Here is an 18,053-nt window from a genome sequence, read left to right as displayed (position 1 = left end):
GACGCCCCCACGCCGCCCTCGCGCATCAACCCCCAGCGGGAGTAGTCTGCATGCTTTACCAACTGCACGAATTCCAGCGGGCGATGCTGAGCCCGCTCACGGCCTGGGCCCAGGCCGCCTCGAAGTCGTTCGCGAACCCGTCGAGCCCGTTCTCGCTGGTTCCGGGCGCCACGCGGATGGCCGCCGCGTACGAACTGCTGTACCGGCTCGGCAAGGATTACGAGAAGCCCGAGTTCAACATCCACCAGATCGTCAAGGACGGCCACAACATCCCGATCGTCGAGCAGACGATCGTCGAGAAGCCGTTCTGCCGGCTGCTGCGCTTCAAGCGCTACTCGGACGACGCCGACGCGGTCACCCAGCTGAAGGACGAACCGGTCGTGCTGGTCTGCGCGCCGCTGTCGGGCCACCACTCGACGCTGCTGCGCGACACCGTGCGCACGCTGCTGCAGGACCACAAGGTCTACATCACCGACTGGATCGACGCACGGATGGTGCCGGTCGAGGTCGGCCCGTTCCATCTGCACGACTACGTCGCGTACATCCAGGAATTCATCCGTCACATCGGCGCGCGCAACCTGCACGTGATCTCGGTATGCCAGCCGACGGTGCCCGTGCTCGCGGCGATCTCGCTGATGGCGAGCCGCGGCGAGGACACGCCGCTCACGATGACGATGATGGGCGGCCCGATCGACGCGCGCCGCAGCCCGACGTCGGTGAACTCGCTCGCGACCCAGCATTCGATCTCGTGGTTCGAGAACAACGTGATCCACACGGTGCCGGCGAACTACCCGGGCGAGGGCCGCCAGGTGTATCCGGGCTTCCTGCAGCACACGGGCTTCGTCGCGATGAATCCGGAGCGGCATGCGCAATCGCACTGGGACTTCTATCAAAGCCTGCTGCGCGGCGACGAGGACGACGCGGAAGCGCACCGCAACTTCTACGACGAATACAACGCGGTGCTCGACATGGCCGCCGAGTATTACCTCGAGACGATCCGCATCGTGTTCCAGGAATTCCGGCTGGCCGAAGGCACGTGGGAGATCGGCGGCGAATTCGTGCGACCGCAGGACATCCGGCGCACCGCGCTGATGACGATCGAAGGCGAGCTCGACGACATTTCCGGCAGCGGCCAGACGCACGTCGCGCACGAGCTGTGCACGGGCGTCCCGCAGGAACACCGCCGCAGCCTGACCGCGGAAAAGTGCGGCCACTACGGGATCTTCTCCGGCCGCCGCTGGCGCACGATCATCTACCCGCAACTGCGCGACTTCATCCGCGAGCACGCGCCGGAGCCGAAGCGCGGCGACGCGAAAGATCATCCGGACGCCCCCGCAGCGACGGCGCTCGCCGCCGTGCCGGCTCCGAGCCAGCCGTCCGAACCGGCCAAGGCAGCCTCCGCGAAGCGCGTCCGCGCGAAGTCGTCCGACGTCGCGCCCGCCCCAGTGAAAGCCGCCGCCACGAAAACGGCCGCCGCGAAACGCGCCGGCACGCGCGCAAAGCCGGCCCGCACGCGCAAAGCCGCATAACGCGCTCGCGCGCCAGCACCAATTGAAACGCCGCCGTGCGCAAGCACGGCGGCGTTCGTTCATCCGGCGGCCGTCAATCTGCGATCAATCGACCGTCATTCGGCCCTCAACCCGTCATCAGCGCCGCAGCAGAAACGCGAGCAGCACCTCGGTGTTCATCCTGACCATTTCCGCGCGCTCCTCGGGCACCGTGAAGTCGCGCCCGAGCGTCGCGGCGAGCGTGAAGCGGTTCGACACGATGTAATAGCCGAGCCCCGACAGCGTCACGTAGAAGCGCAGCGGATCGACGTCGGTGCGGAACAGCCCGGCCTTCTGGCCGCGCGTGAGCACGTTCGCGAGCATCGCGACGATCGGCGACATCATCTCGCGGATCCGCGTGGACTTGTGCAGGTAGCGCGCCTCGTGCAGGTTCTCGTTGTTGATGAGCCGCAGCAGCTCGGGATGGTCGCGGTAGTAGTCCCACACGAAATGCGCGAGCCGCGTGACGGCCTCGACAGGCGCGACGCCGTCCAGGTCGAGCACCCGTTCGGCCTCGGTCAGCGCGGAGAACGCGTGCTCGAGCACGGCGGTGAACAGCTGCTCCTTGCTGCCGAAGTAGTAATAGAGCATGCGCTCGTTGGTTTCCGCCCGCCGCGCAATCTGGTCGACACGTGCGCCGAACAGGCCCCCACTCGCGAATTCTTCGGCCGCCGCCATCAGGATGCGGCGGCGGGTGCCTTCAGGATCTCTTTTGATTTTTGGCTGATTCATGGTGGCGTTTTGCTATGTGAGCCGCGTGATCCGGACCGGTCGCCCCACCGCGTCGGCGCCGGCGACCCTGGAACGGGCGCACCGCGTGCGGCCGCCCTCCTGCTGCGCCCCTGCAAAAAAGCGCTTCGATTATGCGCACAGACGGCGTCAAGCGCAATGCGGGAAATCGGCGATAATTTCGTTTTGACAAACCTATCCGGCCGCGCCCGGCGCGCGGCTGCGAGACATTCGGCGCATCGGCGCCCGTTGTCACCGTGACCGACTCCAAGACACTCGCGGATCGCATCGAAGATCTGCTTCCCCAGACGCAATGCACGAAGTGCGGCTATCAAGGCTGCCGCCCGTATGCCGAGGCGATCGCCGCCGGCGACGCGAGCTACAACCAGTGCCCGCCGGGCGGCGCCGAAGGCGTCGCGCGCGTCGCGCGCCTGCTCGGCAAGCCCGTGATCCCGCTGAACCCCGTCAACGGCGACGAACGCGCTCGCCCGGTCGCGGTGATCGACGAGAGCCTGTGCATCGGCTGCACGCTGTGCATGCAGGCATGCCCGGTCGACGCGATCGCCGGTGCGCCCAAGCAGATGCATACGGTGATCGCGTCGCTCTGCACCGGCTGCGACCTGTGCGTGCCACCCTGCCCGGTCGACTGCATCTCGATGGTGCCCGTGACGGGCGAGCACACCGGCTGGGACGCGTGGACCCAGGAACAGGCCGATGCCGCACGCACGCGCCACGACCGCCGGCTCGCACGCGAGCGCCGCGAGCGCGAAGCCGCCGAAGCGCGAGCGGCCGCTCGCCGTGCGGCGAGCGCCGCGACCGCGAGCGCAGCACAGCCGGCTGCCGCGCCATCCGCTGCGCAGTCCGCACCGCCGGCCGACGCGGCCGCGGATGCCGACGCGAAGAAACGCGCGATCATCGCCGCCGCACTCGAGCGCGCGCGCAAGAAGAAGGACGAGCTGGCCGCGCAGGGCGGCGCGCCGAAGAACATCGAACACGTGAGCCCCGCCGTCCAGGCGCAGATCGATGCGGCCGAAGCGCGCCGCAAGCGGCTCGCCGAACAGCAGGCGCAGCAGGCCGGAGCGTCCGCGCCCGAATCCGACGACGGTTCCGCCACGCCGCCCGACAAGAAACCACAATGAACGCCAGCAAACGACGCGCGATCTTCGAAACGCTGCAGAGCCTCAATCCGACGCCGACCACCGAGCTCGAATACTCGACGCCGTTCGAGCTGCTGATCGCGGTGATGCTGTCGGCGCAAGCGACTGACGTGTCGGTCAACAAGGCGATGCGCAAGATGTTCCCGGTCGCGAATACGCCGCGGCAAATTGTCGCGCTCGGCGAGGAAGGCGTCGTCGAGTACATCAAGACGATCGGGCTCTACCGGACCAAGGCGAAGAACGTGGTCGCCGCGTGCCGGATCCTGCTCGAGCGCTACGACGGCGAAGTGCCGGCCGATCGCGAGGCGCTCGAGAGCCTGCCGGGCGTCGGCCGCAAGACCGCCAACGTCGTGCTCAACACCGCGTTCGGCCATCCGACGATCGCGGTCGACACGCACATCTTTCGCGTCGCGAACCGCACGGGCCTTGCACCGGGCAAGGACGTGCGGGCTGTCGAGGCCGCGCTGGAGAAGTTCACGCCGAAGGAATTCCTGCAGGACGCGCATCACTGGCTGATCCTGCACGGCCGCTATGTGTGCAAGGCGCGCAAGCCCGAATGCTGGCATTGCGCGATCGAGCCGCTGTGCGAATACAAGCCGAAGACCCCGCCGCCCGTCGAGTGACACGTCGCGCGCAGCGACGGCGCGTTTACCCACCCCGCCCCTACGCGTTGGACGTCGCGGTCGCGTCGTCCGCGGCCGCGCCGCCCGCGCGCACGAGCGCCAGCACCGCCGCGAGGATCGCGGCTCCGCCCGCCCACTGCATCGGCGACAGCGCCTCGCCGAACAGCAACGCCGCCAGCGCGACGGTCACGACGGGTTCGAGCGTCGACAACATCGACGTGCGCGCCGCACCAAGCCGCTCGAGCCCTGCGAAGAACGCGATCATCGCGGCGACCGTCGATACGAGCGCGATCGCCAGCATCGCGGCCCAGCCGCCGGCCGTCGCCGGCCAGCGCGGCGGCGCGCCGAACGCCGTGCCGCGCACGACGGCGATCAGCACGAGCATGACCGTCGCCGATACGCAGATCACCGCGGTCGTCGCAAGCGGGTCGACGCCACGCGTCGCCCTCGTCCCGGCGACGATGTACAGCGAATAGATCACCGCGGCGGCCAGTGCAAGCGCGATGCCGAGCGGCTCGCCGTGGCCGCCGCCGACCATCAGCGCCGAGCCCGCGACACACAGCACGAGCGCGACCGCCTTGGTGCGCGTGAGCCGCTCGCCGAGCCACCACGCGGCGAGCAGCGTGACGAACGCCGGATACAGGTACAGCAGCAGCGCGACGAGGCTCGCCTGCGCATGCTGGAGCGCACTGAAATAGCAGAACGACTGGCCGACGTAGCCAAGCGCGCCCATCGCGACGAGCGGCGCGAGCGCGCGGCCGCGCGGCCATGCGACGCCGCGATGCCGGGCGATCGCAGTGAGCACGGCGCCACCGATCGCGAAGCGCACGATCAGCAGCCCGAGCACGTCGACGCCGCCCGCATACGCATAGCGGCCGAAGATCGCCATCGCGCCGAACGCGGTGGCGGACAAAGCAACATAGAGCGCGCCCTGCAGGGCGGCGGACGGCGGACGGGCGGAGGCGGACATGGCTGAACGATGGACAGGCACGCGGGACGGTCGCCCGGAAATCATCAGAGTGTATCGGCGGCGCGGCGCGCGGCCTAGTCCGCGCTTTCCCGGCCGCGCTTTCCCGGCCGCGCTTATTCGGCTGCACTTATTCGGCCGCGCACATTCGGCCAAGCCCATTCGGCCGCACTTGTCCGGCCGCGCCGCCAGCGGCGAACCGCGAGGCGGCGTACAATGCGCGACGCGGCATGATGCCGCGCGAATGACGACGTTCCCCACCATGTTCAATCCGAGCCGCGACGACGTGCGTCGCTTTTTCATCGACACCTGGCGCAAGCAACGCGCCGGCGAAATCCTGACGCCGCTGGAAGCGATCGCGGCCGACTGGATCGTCGAACATCCCGAATACCACGCCGACCTCGAGGACGCCGACGGCGCCGCGACGCGCAACTACACGCCCGAGGAAGGTCGCACGAACCCGTTCCTGCACCTGTCGATGCACCTCGCGATCAGCGAGCAGCTGTCGATCGACCAGCCGCCCGGCATCCGCGCCGCGCACGACAAGCTCGCGGCGAAGCTCGATTCGACGCACGACGCGCAGCACGCGATCATGGAATGTCTCGGCGAGACGATCTGGGAAGCGCAGCGCACGAACACGCCGCCCGACACGGACGCGTACCTGCAGCGCATCCTGCGCCGCGCAACGCGCGACTGAACGCACCGACCCCGCCCACCGGCAAAAGACACAGGCAAAAAAATACCCCGCCGCGGCGGGGTATTCTTGCTGCAAAGGCCGTACGGCCCCCGCGCGCTTACTTCTTGAACACGAGGTCGCCCGGCAGCGACTCGATGTAGGCCGCGATGTCCTTCATGTCGCTGACCGACAGGCTCTGCACCTGCGCCTGCATGATCGCGTTGTTGCGGCCGAGCAGCGGGTTCGCGAGGCCCATCTGGTACTGGCGCATCGACCAGACGAGGTAGTCGGCGTGCTGGCCCGCAAGGCGCGGATACTCGGCGTTGATCGGCTGGTTCAGCTTCGCGCCGTGGCAGGCCGCGCAGTTGTGCGATTCGACCAGGTCCTTGCCCTTCGACAGGTCGGCCGCGTGCGCGGTGCCGATCGCGAGGCCGGCCGCGAACGCGATCGCCGACGCCGTCTTGAATGCGTTGTTCATGAATGCTCCTAGCGCGGCGCTTACTTGTAGGGATTGTCCTTCGAGTCGGCTTTCTGCGCGGCGTAGTAGGCCGCCAGATCGGCGATGTCCTGGTCCGTCAGCGAACCGGCGACCGCGTTCATCGACGGGAAGTGACGATCCTTCTTGCGGTAGGCTTGCAGCGCATTCGCGAGGTACTGCTCGTTCTGGCCGCCAAGGACCGGCACCCGGTAGACCTCCGGGTAAGCCGCGCGGTAGCCGTCGATGCCGTGGCAGCCGATGCACATGGCGGCCTTGCTCGCCCCGACCTTCGGGTTGCCGACCACACCGGCCGCCTGCGCGCTGCCCGCGAGCGCCACGAGCGCTGCGACAACGACGTGTTTGCCGACGAATTTGTTCATAGCTCTTGTAACCTAGCTTGAGGGGAAACTGGCGCCAAAGCGGCAACGGCCCGTGCCGTTTTGCTTATCGGGTCGCCACGCAGGCCAAAAAAACGGCCAGATTGTACCGCGTCGGCGGGGAACGCGTCCATACGGCGTCCCGGCCCGCCCCGCCGCGGTCCCGCAACGATACGCGGCCGCGGCCGAACCCGACAGCCCTTCTGACTTATACTGGGATTTTTTCGCGATAGAGAAGAGCGCCGCCATGCGTTTCGAAGGGTCCTCGCACTACGTCGCCACCGACGATCTGAAGCTCGCGGTCAACGCCGCGCTGACGCTGCAACGCCCGCTCCTCATCAAGGGCGAGCCGGGCACCGGCAAGACCATGCTCGCCGAGGAAGTCGCGGCGGCCCTCGACATGCCGCTGCTGCAGTGGCACATCAAGTCGACGACGAAGGCGCAGCAGGGGCTGTACGAATACGATGCCGTGTCGCGGCTGCGCGATTCGCAGCTCGGCGACGCGCGCGTGAAGGACATCGCGAACTACATCGTGAAGGGCGTGCTGTGGCAGGCGTTCGACGCCGAGCACCCGAGCGTGCTGCTGATCGACGAGATCGACAAGGCCGACATCGAATTCCCGAACGACCTGCTGCGCGAGCTCGACCGGATGGAATTCCACGTGTACGAGACGCGCGAAACCGTGCGCGCGAAGCACCGCCCGCTCGTGATCATCACGTCGAACAACGAGAAGGAGCTGCCCGACGCGTTCCTGCGCCGCTGCTTCTTCCACTACATCCAGTTTCCGGATCCGTCGACGATGCAGAAGATCGTCGCGGTCCACTACCCGAACATCCGCGAGGAGCTGCTGCAGGCTGCGCTCGAGAGCTTTTTCGAGCTGCGCGGCGTGTCGGGCCTGAAGAAGAAGCCGTCGACGTCCGAACTGCTCGACTGGCTGAAGCTGCTGCTCGCCGAGAACATCCCGCCGGACGCGCTGCGCGGCCCGGACCGCAAGCAGATCGTGCCGCCGCTCGCGGGCGCGCTGCTGAAGAACGAACAGGACCTGAGCCTGTTCGAGCGGCTCGTCTACATGAACCGGCACAACCGGTAACCACCTGCGAAGGCCCGGCCATGTTGCTCAATTTCTTCTACGCGCTGCGCGCAGCGAAGCTGCCCGTCTCGGTGAAGGAATACCTGACGCTGCTCGAGTCGCTGAAGGCCGGGCTCATCGCGCCGTCGATCGACGCGTTCTACTACCTTGCGCGCATGACGCTCGTGAAGGACGAGCAGTACTTCGACAAGTTCGACCAGGCCTTCGGCGCGTACTTCCACGGCGTGTCCGCGTTGCCGTCCGACGCGTTCGACATCCCGCTCGACTGGCTCGAGAAGCGGCTCGAGCGCGAGCTGAGCGACGAGGAGAAGGCGCAGATCGAAGCGATGGGCGGGCTCGACAAGCTGATGGAGCGGTTGAAGCAACTGCTCGACGAGCAGAAGGAGCGGCACGAAGGCGGCAACAAGTGGATCGGCACCGGCGGCACGTCGCCGTTCGGGCACGGCGGCTACAACCCGGAAGGCATCCGCATCGGCGGGCCGTCGAACGGCAACCGCACCGCGGTCAAGGTCTGGGAAGCGCGCGCGTACCGCGACTACGACGATTCGGTCGAGATCGGCACGCGCAACATCAAGGTCGCGCTGCGGCGGCTGCGCCGCTTCGCGCGCGAAGGCGCGGCCGAGGAGCTCGACCTGCCCGGCACGATCCGCAGCACCGCGGCGAACGCGGGCTGGCTCGACCTGCGGATGGTGCCCGAGCGCCACAACAACGTGAAGGTGCTGATGCTGCTCGACGTCGGCGGCTCGATGGACGATCACATCAAGCGCACCGAAGAGCTGTTCTCCGCCGCGAAGGCCGAGTTCAAGCATCTCGAGTTCTTCTACTTCCACAACTGCGTGTACGACCACCTGTGGAAGAACAACCGGCGCCGCCACTCGGAACGCACGGCGACCTTCGACGTGCTGCACAAGTTCACGCCCGACTACAAGCTGATCTTCGTCGGCGACGCGACGATGAGCCCGTACGAGGTGCTGCAGCCCGGCGGCTCGGTCGAATACAACAACCCCGAAGCCGGCGCGGTATGGCTGCGGCGGCTCGCCGACCAGTTCCCCCATCATGCGTGGCTGAACCCCGAGCCCGAGCGGCTATGGGAATACCGGCAGTCGGTTTCGGTGATCCGCGACCTGCTCGGCCAGCGCATGTATCCCCTCACGCTCGCGGGGCTCGAAACCGCGATGCGCGCACTCAGCAAATAGTCACCCAGCAAACTCGAAGGCCGCGCTCGAGCGGCCCTCCCCGGAGATAGCATGACCCAGTCGCCCACCGCGCGCGCGGGCCGCGCGAGCGGCCGTTTTTTCTCGGACACGTCGGTGTCGGCGCTCGTCGCCGGCTTCGTCGCGATGATGACGGGCTATACGAGCTCGCTCGTGCTGATGTTCCAGGCCGGCCGCGCCGCGCACCTGACCGACGCGCAGATCTCGTCGTGGATCTGGGCGCTGTCGATCGGCATGGCGGTGACGACGATCGGCCTGTCGCTGCGCTTTCGCGCGCCGGTCGTCGTCGCGTGGTCGACGCCCGGCGCCGCGCTGTTGATCGCGTCGCTGCCCGGCGTGCCCTACCCCGAGGCGATCGGCGCGTTCATCATCTGCGCGCTGCTGCTAACGGCGGTCGGCGTGAGCGGCCTGTTCGACACGCTGATGCGGCGGATTCCGGCCGGCATCGCGGCCGCGCTGCTCGCGGGCATCCTGTTCGAGATCGGCATCGAGATCTTCCGCGCCGCGCAATACCAGACCGCGCTCGTGATCGCGATGTTCTTCACGTACCTGATCGTCAAGCGGCTCGCGCCGCGCTATGCGATCGTGACGACGCTCGTCGCCGGCACCGTGGTGGCGGGCGCGCTCGGCCTGCTCGACTTCAGCCGGTTCCATGTCGCGCTCGCGAAGCCGGTGTTCACGATGCCCGCGTTCTCGGTCCCGTCGATCGTCAGCATCGGCATTCCGCTGTTCGTCGTCGCGATGGCGTCGCAGAACGTGCCGGGCATCGCGGTGCTGCGCGCGGACGGCTACCAGACGCCGTCGTCGCCGCTGATCGCGACGACGGGCCTCGCGTCGCTCGTGCTCGCGCCGTTCGGCTCGCACGGCGTGAACCTCGCCGCAATCACCGCGGCGATCTGCACGGGCCCCGAGGCGCACGAGGACCGCGCGAAGCGCTACACGGCCGCCGTGTGGTGCGGAACGTTCTACCTGATCGCCGGGATCTTCGGCGCGACGATCGCGGCGCTGTTCGCCGCGCTGCCGAAGGCGCTCGTCGTGTCGGTCGCCGCGCTCGCGCTGTTCGGCTCGATCATGAGCGGCCTCGCGAACGCGATGCAGGACGTGAAGCAGCGCGAAGCGGCGCTCGTCACGTTCATGGTCACCGCGTCGGGCCTCACGCTGCTGTCGATCGGCTCGGCGTTCTGGGGACTCGTCGCCGGGATCGTCACGCAGGTGATCCTCAACGCGCGCCGCCCGGCCTAGGGTCGATTCACGCGCGTGACGGACCGCCGAACCCGCGTTGCCGCCCCCGTTCACGCCGGCCGCCCGAACGGCGCCGGCGCGATCTTCGGCCCTGCGAAACATGCGCGACGCGATTCGGGCCTAGAATAGCGGATCGGAAGCAGCGCTGCGCGCGCCGCTTCGCTTCGCCGCCGCGTCCCGCGCGGCCCCTGAGAACCCCGGCGCATCGCGCCCTCTTCTCGAATCGCCATGACTACCGCACTCGACCAGCTGAAGCAGTACACCACCGTCGTCGCCGACACGGGTGATTTCCAGCAGCTCGCGCAATACAAGCCGCAAGACGCAACCACGAACCCGTCGCTGATCCTGAAAGCGGTGCAGAAGGACGCGTACAAGCCGATCCTCGAAAAAACCGTCCGCGATCACCGCAACGAAAGCACCGGTTTCATCATCGACCGCCTGCTGATCGCGTTCGGCACCGAGATCCTGAAGCTGATCCCGGGCCGCGTGTCGACCGAAGTCGACGCGCGCCTGTCGTTCGACACGCAGCGCTCCATCGACAAGGCGCACGAACTGATCCGGCTCTACGAAGCCGCCGGCATCGGCCGCGAGCGCATCCTGATCAAGCTCGCGTCGACGTGGGAAGGCATCCGCGCGGCCGAAGTGCTGCAGAAGGAAGGGATCAAGTGCAACATGACCCTGCTTTTCTCGCTCGTGCAGGCCGCCGCGTGCGCGGAAGCCGGCGCGCAGCTGATCTCGCCGTTCGTCGGCCGCATCTACGACTGGTACAAGAAGCAGGCCGGCGCCGAATGGGATGACGTGAAGAACGGCGGCGCGAACGATCCGGGCGTGCAGTCGGTGCGCCGCATCTACACGTACTACAAGACGTTCGACTACCGCACCGAGGTGATGGGCGCGAGCTTCCGCACGACGAGCCAGATCGTCGAGCTCGCAGGCTGCGACCTGCTGACCATCAGTCCCGATTTGCTGCAGAAGCTGCAGGACAGCAACGAGACCGTCACGCGCAAGCTGTCGCCGGAAGCGCTCACGGATGTGCCCGCCGCGCGCGTCGCGATCGACGAGGCATCGTTCCGCTTCCAGCTGAACGACGAAGCGATGGCGACCGAAAAACTCGCGGAAGGCATTCGCCTCTTCTCCGCCGACGCGGTCAAGCTCGACAAGATGATCGACGCGCTGCGCTGAACGTCAGGAGCCGGCAATAGCCGGCAGCAGATGACAGCAGCACCGCAGCATGCGGCCGCGAACGTGAAGTTCGCGGCCGTTTTATTTTTTCATCCGACGGTCAAGCTCGCGCACTACAATCCACGACACGGGCGCATCGGCCGCTCCCGATGTGTCCTACCCAGTCAACGTTGCATGGAACCGGTGCTGGCGCACGCGCGCCAGAACCGATCAACAGGAGACGACGATGCAAGTTCAACCGTACCTGACCTTCTACGGCCAGGCCGAAGCTGCCCTTCAGTTCTACGAAAAAGCGCTCGGTGCGAAGACGCTGTTCAAGATGCATTTCAAGGACGCGCCGCCGAACCCCGAGCAGCCGGTCACGCCCGAGATGGCGGACAAGGTCATGCATGCGAGCTTCACGATCGGCGATTCGATGATGATGTGCTCCGACGGCGACTGCCGCCAGCCGAGCGGTACGCACAGCGGCTACGCGCTGTCGCTGAACCCCGCGAGCGTCGACGAAGGCAAGAAGCTGTTCGATGCGCTCGCCGACGGCGGCGAAGTGACGATGCCCTTCCAGAAGACCTTCTGGGCGCTCGGCTTCGGGATGCTGAAGGACCGCTTCGGCATCCATTGGATGATCAACGTCGAGGATCTGTCGCAGCGCGACGACCTCGCGGAACGCGCAAAGGGCTGACGCGAAAAAACGCCCGCCACCGGAAGGTGGCGGGCGTTTTTGCTTTTACGCGCACGACGCGCGTCAGCTTTCGACGACGTCGAGATAATCCTCCGGCCGCGTGCGGTCTTCCGCATGCGCCAACCCCGCCACCCGCACGAGCACGCTCACCACGATCGCGACGACGAGGTTCACGACCAGCGACCACACCGCCGCGTAACCGGGAATCGCATAGCCGAACAGGTGGATCGTAAAGATCGAGCCCGCGAGCTTCAGCGAAATCGCCATCCACGTGCCGCACACGATGCCTGCCGCCCAGCCGAGCAGCAGGCCGCGATAGTCGAGCATCCGCGTATAGAGGCCGAGCACGATCGCCGGCAGCGTCTGGATGATCCAGATCCCGCCGAGCAGCTGCAGCTGGATCGCGTAGGTCAGCGGCAGCCCGAGGATGAACGCGACCGCGCCGACCTTCACGATCAGCGAAGTCAGCTTCGCGACGTGCGTCTCCTGGTCGTGCGTCATGTTGCGGTTCACGAACTCGCGGTGGATGTTGCGCGTGTACAGGTTCGCGGCGGCGATCGACATGATCGCCGCGGGCACCAGCGCGCCGATGCCGATCGCCGCGAACGCGACGCCGACGAACCACGACGGGAAATACTCGAGGAACAGCGCGGGCACCGCGAAGTTCGGGCCGAACGCCTTGAAGTACGGCGCGTACTGCGGCATGTCCTTCACGCCCGACGCAAGCGCCATGTAGCCGAGCAGCGCGAGCAGGCCGAGCACGAACGAGTACGCGGGCAGCATCGCCATGTTGCGCCGGATCGAGTTGCCCGACGACGACGACAGGATCGCCGTGACCGAGTGTGGATACAGGAACAGCGCGAGCGCGGAGCCGATCGCGAGCGTCACGTACGCGCTGTAGCCGTTCAGGCTCGCTGCGTCCGGCGCCTTCAGCAGCAGCTTCGCGGGCGGCACGTGGCCGAAGATCTGTCCGAAGCCGCCGAGCTTCGCCGGAATCACGATGATCGCCGCCGCGATCGTGATGTAGATCAGCACGTCCTTCACGATCGCGATCATCGCGGGCGCGCGCAGGCCGGACGTGTACGTGTACGCGGCGAGGATCGCGAACGCGATGATCAGCGGCAGGTCGCCGACGAAGCCGGTCGTGTCGAATCCGAGCGCGCCGATCACGACCTCGATGCCGACGAGCTGCAGCGCGATGTACGGCATCGTCGCGACGATGCCCGTCACCGCGATCGCGAGCGCGAGCATCCGGCTGCCGTAGCGCGCGTTGACGAAGTCGGCCGAGGTCACGTAACCGTGCCGCTTCGCGATGCTCCACAGTTTCGGGAACACGACGAACGCGAACGGATAGATGAGGATCGTGTACGGCAGCGCGAAGAAGCCCATCGCGCCCGCGCCGAACACGAGTGCCGGCACCGCGACGAACGTGTACGCGGTGTAGAGGTCGCCGCCGAGCAGGAACCACGTGACGATCGTGCCGAAGCGGCGGCCGCCGAGGCCCCACTCGTCGAGGTGCGCGAGATCGCCGCGCCGCCAGTTCGCGGCAAGGAAGCCGATGATCGTGACGCCGATGAAGAGCAGGACGAAGACGAAGGTAGCGCCAAGGTTCATCGACGGTCTCCTTGCGTGCTGCCCGCCTTCCACGCGTCTCGGGTCTTGAAGTAGACGAACGCGGTGATCACCGCGCTAATGAAGACCCACAGGAGCTGGTACCAGTAGAAGAACGGAAAGCCGAGCCATTGCGGATCGACCTTGTTGTACGACGGCACCCAGACCATCGCGATCAGCGGCAGCACCAGCAGCCAGAGCCAGCGCTTGGCGGCCCGGTTGGCGTCGGCATCGTGAGCCATGACGTCTCCTCATCATTCCCGGTTATCGGTGTTCTTGAACGGGTACGGCGGCAAGAGGAGCGGCGAAACGGGTAAGCTGCGGCTCCCCTGGCTTCGCGCCAGTATAGGTGCCGCATGCGGGCGGTCAAGCAGGGACGAACCCGAGGTGATCCGTCCCCGCGGTGAGGTTGCACCGGCATGCTGCCGGTGCATGTAGCGTCAGATGGCGAACGACGTCGCGCCCGGCGCGACCGATTCTTTCAAGGCTTTCACCCACTTGCGCGCGGGCAGCTTCAGCGCATCCTCGACCAGCTTCGCGCGCGCATCGAGCTGCGCGAACGGCACGTCGAGCGCCGGGCCCGAGAACGCGAGCGCGATCCGGTTGCCGTCGTGCACTTCCGGCAGCGCGACCACGCGATTCTCGAATGCCGCGTTCAGGTGCTTCATGTTGCGCACGAAGCTCGGATGGTCGCCGAACAGGTTGATCGTCGCGATGCCCGCGTTCGCGAGGCAGCCGCGCACCGCGCGGTAGAACGCGACGCTGTCGAGCACGGGGCCGCGCGCGGTCGCGTCGTACAGGTCGATCTGGATCGCGCCCGTCGTGCCGCGATTGGCCGGGTCGTTGACGAAGTCCCACGCGTCCGCTTCGTGGACCGCGAGACGCGCATCGTCGGGCGGCAGCGCGAACATCGTGCGCGCGGCGACGATCACGGCCGGGTTCAGCTCGACGGCCTCGACCTTCGCGTTCGGCAGGAAGCGGTGCGAGAACTTGGTCAGCGCGCCCGTGCCGAGCCCGAGCTGCACGATCCGCCCGGGCGTTTCGAGGAACAGCAGCCAGGCCATCATCTGCTGCGCGTATTCGAGCTCGATCGTGTGCGGCTTCGAGATCCGCATCGCGCCTTGCACCCACTCGGTGCCGAAGTGCAGGTAGCGCACGCCGCGCTCCTCGGAGAACGTCACCGGCGCGAAGCGCGGCTTGCGCGGCGCTTCGAGGACGGGCACGTCGTCGTGCTCGTCGATGTCCGTGCGGCGCTTCACGCGCGGCGGATGGAGTTTCGACGAGCCGTTGTATGCGGACGGCTTGTCGCTGTTGAATGCGCGCGCCTCGGCGGATGCGCGCTTGATCAGTCGGGTCATGGATGAATCTCGCTGGGGTGAGGCTTGGAATTGCGGACGAGAGGATAGCATTCGCGGCGGGCGGCGACGGCGAATGCGGCATGGCCGGTGGTTATGTCGAATGGCCGATTTGCGCCGGTGGGGGTTTGTCGGTCACGAAGTCGGCCGTGACCCGGCGGCCGCCGACGACACGATCGCGCGCACCGAAGCGTTTTTCCGGCAACACCTGATGGCGCCGTAGCGCGAGCGCGTCAGCCGCGCATGACTTCAATACCGGCTCGGCTTGCCGGGACGATGCTACGGCTTCCCGGCGGCGCAATCGTCCGCCGGGAAGCCGAACAATTCGCGCAGGGTGTGCAGGCGCCGCACGTCTTGCGAGGAGAGGCCGGTCTGTTCCAGCAGCCCCTCGATCTGCGACACCCAATAGTCGCGGAGGACCAGTTGCGGGAGACGAACCAGCACGTTCAGCGCTTTCTCGAGTTGCTCGATCTCGGTCTTCACCACGTTCATGTTGATCTCCTGCAGTGATTCGCGAACGCTGCGAATGCCACATTGGCAGTTTCGGCCGCGGAGCCTCGAACCAGCGCGCAATTCACGCGTTGCTCCCCGGGGCATCACGGTCAACCGGATCGGGCCCGGAAGTCACGACAGCAACCGAATACGGACAAACGTTTGCCTGCGCGTATCCGAACCAATGCCGGGCATCGTTGATATGAAGGTCAATAACGGCTTCGCGTCGAATTGCCTTGATTAGGGAAAACCCTAGGCTGTCTGGATGACCGACCTGCAGACGGTGGGCGCTGCAGCTTGACTAGCCGAATCGGGTCGCGAATGCCCCTCCTCTCTGCGCGGCTTCGAGACGGCGGATCGAAAATGCGGATTCAGGCACGAATCGCGCGCCAGTGCGACAGCTTCTGCTCGAACGACAGCGTCGCATTGGCCGGGCTCGACGAAGGCAGCACCAGCGTCTCGTAACCGGCGGCCCCGATCACTTCCGCAAACCGCCCCGCCGTCTCCGCCGTCAATTCGCACTGACGTTGCTATCTATCGAACAGCCGACTTGTCCCGAGCCCGAGCGAAGGCAAAAATGCGGAGCGCATGCGATGTACCGAGATATCGCATGCGCTCCGCGCCGCTTGACACCAGCGAGAAGCGGAATAGTACCGGCCTCGCTCGCCAGCCTCCTCGCCCCCTGCACATTACTGCCGCGCCGAACTATCCGGCGCACGGCATGACCACTGCCCAATTCGCATGGCCGCATCGCCCTTTCGTGCGTCGCCTTGAGAATATATCCAAATAGGTATAAATTCATCGATGGATCCGTACACCAAACCTCTCTACTGGCTCGGCTCAGCACGCAAGGACTTGAAAGCGATGCCCGAGGCTGTGCAGGACACGTTCGGCTATGCGCTATATCTTGCCCAGACGGGACGAAAGCACGATCAGGCCAAGCCGTTGAGGGGATTTGGATCGGCCGGCGTGCTTGAGGTCGTGGAGTCAGAAGACAACGGCACATACCGTGCGGTATACACGGTGAAGCTGAGTCGTGCCGTGTATGTGCTGCACTGTTTCCAGAAGAAATCGTCCCACGGCATCGCCACACCAAGGCCTGACATCGACCTGGTTCGCGAGCGTCTGAAAGCAGCCGAAGCACACGCAACAGGAGAAAAGTGATGATCGAAATCGAACCGGGCAGTGCGAATGTATACGCCGACCTGGGCATGCGCGATGCCGAAGAAATGCAAGTGAAGGCTCAACTCGCCGCCAAGATCGGGGAGATCATCAAAGCGCGGGAATGGACGCAGCAGCACGCGGCCCGGTTGCTCGGCATGACGCAGCCGAAGTTGTCGAACATGCTACGCGGGCAGTTTCGCGGTGTGAGCGAAGCGAAGATGTTGGAATGTCTTGCGAAGCTCGGACGCAATGTGCAGATCATCGTGGGACCGGACCGTCATTCGGAAGCAGAAGGACATATCGAAGTCGTATTCGCTGCCTGACGGTTACGCCCTGTTCCGCCACCACGGATCGGCGGCGGCCGAGTCTCAAGTGGGAGGCGATCTGCCGGTCAAATCTCAATCCGGCGCCAAACCTGCAGCTTCTGCTCGAACGACAGCGTCGCATTGGCCGGGCTCGACGAAGGCAGCACCAGCGTCTCGTAACCGGCGGCCCCGATCACTTCCGCAAACCGCCCCGCCGTCTTGCCGTTGAAGCACACCCGCTTCAGCAACGGCGCATGCTCGCGCAACGAATCGAAATCATTGGGCTTGGCATGGCGGATCGCCGAATCGAGACTCCCATCGCGATGGCAAGCAGCAAGCACGTCCCAGATGCCGATGCCGTGCTTCAGCACCCGTTCGAGACGTGCGTCGTAACCGAGCTCGTGCAGTTGCGGCTCGCCCAGCACGGAACCGAGCAAGCGCCAGAACTGATTGCGCGGATGCGCATAGTACTGCGCGGCATCGAGCGACGCCTCGCCCGGAAAGCTGCCGAGGATCATCGTGTGCGTATTCGGCGCGACGACCGGCGGAAACCCCCGCAGCATCACGCGCCCCCGCCCGGCCCGCCCGATCGCGGCCCGTCGCCGTGCGCGTCGAGATGCCGCCACAGCGCGGGCAGCATGCACTCGGTGACCATCAACGGTTTGCCGTGCCGCTGGAACACCGAGCGCCGCGCGGCGAACGCGTGCGGTGCGCGCTCGCCGCCGAGCGCGTGGCACGCGAGCGCATACAGCGGATGGCCGGCGATCACGCGCCGGCTGACGAGCGCCGAGCGCTCGACCTGCGGATCGCTGTAGAGCAGTTCCGCGAGCGGCCGCGTGCGCAGCCGCCGCATCGCCTGCCAGATGCCCTTGCTCGCGGCGAGCGGCGCGATGCTGTGCGCGGCGACGTACGGCGCGCCGTCCACCGACAGGATCACCTCGCGCACCCACATCGGCGCGCGCGGCGCACCGGCGACCGCCGTGTGCTCGTCGAACCACGGGCCGTCGACCGCCTCGCGCGTCACGCGCACGCTCACGCGGCCGAGCCGCGCGAGATGCGCGGTCAGCGAGCCGCCGCGCGTCAGCCAGTCGTGCTGGTCGGGCGTGCAGCCGGGCCGCGGCGTCTCGCGCCAGCCCGCCTGTCCGCCATCGAACCGCATCCGCGC

Annotated in this window: 21 protein-coding genes and 1 pseudogene; 11 read left to right on the top strand and 11 right to left on the bottom strand. The window is 66.7% G+C overall.

Annotation, left to right across the window (positions count from 1 at the left end):
• Positions 1-50 precede the first annotated feature (50 nt).
• Entirely contained in the window at positions 51-1,529 is a 1,479-nt protein-coding gene (locus ACV229_RS13630) for a polyhydroxyalkanoate depolymerase (protein WP_448083646.1), read from the top strand.
• 117 nt (positions 1,530-1,646) lie between these two features.
• On the opposite strand, the gene ACV229_RS13625 is transcribed toward ACV229_RS13630, so the two are convergent.
• On the bottom strand, positions 1,647-2,279 hold the full coding sequence (locus ACV229_RS13625) for a TetR family transcriptional regulator (protein WP_448083645.1): 633 nt from the start codon (positions 2,277-2,279) through the stop codon (positions 1,647-1,649).
• A gap of 254 nt (positions 2,280-2,533) precedes the next feature.
• Between ACV229_RS13625 and rsxB the strand changes: the two genes are divergently transcribed.
• Positions 2,534-3,415, top strand: coding sequence for an electron transport complex subunit RsxB (gene rsxB / locus ACV229_RS13620; protein ID WP_448083644.1), 882 nt, complete (start codon positions 2,534-2,536; stop codon positions 3,413-3,415).
• Positions 3,412-4,056 carry an endonuclease III gene (nth, locus tag ACV229_RS13615; protein WP_448083643.1) on the top strand — a complete coding sequence of 215 codons (645 nt, stop codon included), beginning with the start codon at positions 3,412-3,414 and terminating at the stop codon, positions 4,054-4,056. The genes rsxB and nth overlap by 4 nt, the downstream gene beginning before the upstream one ends.
• Before the next feature lie 40 nt (positions 4,057-4,096).
• On the opposite strand, the gene ACV229_RS13610 is transcribed toward nth, so the two are convergent.
• The gene (locus ACV229_RS13610) at positions 4,097-5,026 is read right to left on the bottom strand and encodes a DMT family transporter (protein ID WP_448083642.1); all 930 of its coding nucleotides are present in this window, start codon (positions 5,024-5,026) and stop codon (positions 4,097-4,099) included.
• A gap of 259 nt (positions 5,027-5,285) precedes the next feature.
• Here ACV229_RS13610 and ACV229_RS13605 point away from each other — a divergent pair, with 259 nt between their 5' ends.
• Complete coding sequence (locus ACV229_RS13605) at positions 5,286-5,720, top strand: DUF1841 family protein (RefSeq protein ID WP_448083743.1); 435 nt, start codon at positions 5,286-5,288, stop codon at positions 5,718-5,720.
• 97 nt (positions 5,721-5,817) lie between these two features.
• On the opposite strand, the gene ACV229_RS13600 is transcribed toward ACV229_RS13605, so the two are convergent.
• Both ACV229_RS13600 and ACV229_RS13595 read right to left on the bottom strand, forming a co-directional pair.
• Positions 5,818-6,177 carry a c-type cytochrome gene (locus tag ACV229_RS13600; RefSeq protein WP_448083641.1) on the bottom strand — a complete coding sequence of 120 codons (360 nt, stop codon included), beginning with the start codon at positions 6,175-6,177 and terminating at the stop codon, positions 5,818-5,820.
• Positions 6,178-6,197: 20 nt separating this feature from the next.
• Positions 6,198-6,557, bottom strand: a complete 360-nt coding sequence (locus tag ACV229_RS13595) for a c-type cytochrome (protein WP_448083640.1) — start codon at positions 6,555-6,557, stop codon at positions 6,198-6,200.
• A gap of 244 nt (positions 6,558-6,801) precedes the next feature.
• On the opposite strand from ACV229_RS13595, the gene ACV229_RS13590 reads away from it, so the two are divergent.
• The 5 genes from ACV229_RS13590 (at position 6,802) to ACV229_RS13570 (ending at position 11,961) form a co-directional block, all read left to right on the top strand.
• A complete protein-coding gene (locus ACV229_RS13590) occupies positions 6,802-7,644 on the top strand; it encodes an AAA family ATPase (protein WP_448083639.1) in 843 nt (280 codons plus the stop codon).
• A gap of 20 nt (positions 7,645-7,664) precedes the next feature.
• The gene (locus tag ACV229_RS13585) at positions 7,665-8,840 is read left to right on the top strand and encodes a vWA domain-containing protein (protein ID WP_448083638.1); all 1,176 of its coding nucleotides are present in this window, start codon (positions 7,665-7,667) and stop codon (positions 8,838-8,840) included.
• A 51-nt stretch (positions 8,841-8,891) separates the two neighbouring features.
• Positions 8,892-10,100 (top strand): benzoate/H(+) symporter BenE family transporter, encoded by a 1,209-nt coding sequence (locus ACV229_RS13580; protein ID WP_448083637.1) that lies wholly within the window; start codon positions 8,892-8,894, stop codon positions 10,098-10,100.
• A gap of 228 nt (positions 10,101-10,328) precedes the next feature.
• Positions 10,329-11,282 (top strand): transaldolase, encoded by a 954-nt coding sequence (gene tal / locus ACV229_RS13575; protein ID WP_448083636.1) that lies wholly within the window; start codon positions 10,329-10,331, stop codon positions 11,280-11,282.
• 226 nt (positions 11,283-11,508) lie between these two features.
• Entirely contained in the window at positions 11,509-11,961 is a 453-nt protein-coding gene (locus ACV229_RS13570; protein WP_448083635.1) for a VOC family protein, read from the top strand.
• 63 nt (positions 11,962-12,024) lie between these two features.
• Here the strand turns inward: ACV229_RS13570 and mctP are convergent, their stop codons facing one another.
• The 5 genes and pseudogenes from mctP to ACV229_RS13545 all read right to left on the bottom strand — a co-directional run.
• The gene (mctP, locus tag ACV229_RS13565) at positions 12,025-13,575 is read right to left on the bottom strand and encodes a monocarboxylate uptake permease MctP (protein WP_448083634.1); all 1,551 of its coding nucleotides are present in this window, start codon (positions 13,573-13,575) and stop codon (positions 12,025-12,027) included.
• A complete protein-coding gene (locus tag ACV229_RS13560; RefSeq protein ID WP_448083633.1) occupies positions 13,572-13,814 on the bottom strand; it encodes a DUF3311 domain-containing protein in 243 nt (80 codons plus the stop codon). The genes mctP and ACV229_RS13560 overlap by 4 nt, the downstream gene beginning before the upstream one ends.
• A 198-nt stretch (positions 13,815-14,012) precedes the next feature.
• Entirely contained in the window at positions 14,013-14,930 is a 918-nt protein-coding gene (locus ACV229_RS13555) for a spermidine synthase (protein ID WP_448083632.1), read from the bottom strand.
• Between the two features lie 276 nt (positions 14,931-15,206).
• Positions 15,207-15,419, bottom strand: a complete 213-nt coding sequence (locus tag ACV229_RS13550; RefSeq protein WP_448083631.1) for a hypothetical protein — start codon at positions 15,417-15,419, stop codon at positions 15,207-15,209.
• A 371-nt stretch (positions 15,420-15,790) separates the two neighbouring features.
• Positions 15,791-15,925, bottom strand: a pseudogene (locus tag ACV229_RS13545) (DNA-deoxyinosine glycosylase); the annotation flags it as partial.
• A gap of 298 nt (positions 15,926-16,223) precedes the next feature.
• Between ACV229_RS13545 and ACV229_RS13540 the strand changes: the two are divergent.
• Both ACV229_RS13540 and ACV229_RS13535 read left to right on the top strand, forming a co-directional pair.
• Positions 16,224-16,583 (top strand): type II toxin-antitoxin system RelE/ParE family toxin, encoded by a 360-nt coding sequence (locus ACV229_RS13540; protein ID WP_448083630.1) that lies wholly within the window; start codon positions 16,224-16,226, stop codon positions 16,581-16,583.
• On the top strand, positions 16,583-16,906 hold the full coding sequence (locus ACV229_RS13535) for a helix-turn-helix domain-containing protein (RefSeq protein ID WP_448083629.1): 324 nt from the start codon (positions 16,583-16,585) through the stop codon (positions 16,904-16,906). The genes ACV229_RS13540 and ACV229_RS13535 overlap by 1 nt, the downstream gene beginning before the upstream one ends.
• Before the next feature lie 68 nt (positions 16,907-16,974).
• On the opposite strand, the gene ACV229_RS13530 is transcribed toward ACV229_RS13535, so the two are convergent.
• A complete protein-coding gene (locus tag ACV229_RS13530) occupies positions 16,975-17,451 on the bottom strand; it encodes a DNA-deoxyinosine glycosylase (RefSeq protein WP_448083628.1) in 477 nt (158 codons plus the stop codon).
• Positions 17,451-18,047: a chorismate--pyruvate lyase family protein gene (locus ACV229_RS13525; RefSeq protein WP_448083742.1), complete on the bottom strand. Its 597-nt coding sequence runs from the start codon at positions 18,045-18,047 to the stop codon at positions 17,451-17,453. The genes ACV229_RS13530 and ACV229_RS13525 overlap by 1 nt, the downstream gene beginning before the upstream one ends.
• Positions 18,048-18,053 lie beyond the last annotated feature (6 nt).

The sequence above is a fragment of the Burkholderia sp. MR1-5-21 genome, assembly GCF_053427715.1.
The sequence above is the reverse complement of the archived record's forward strand: the minus strand, read 5'-3'. Positions and strand labels throughout refer to the sequence as shown.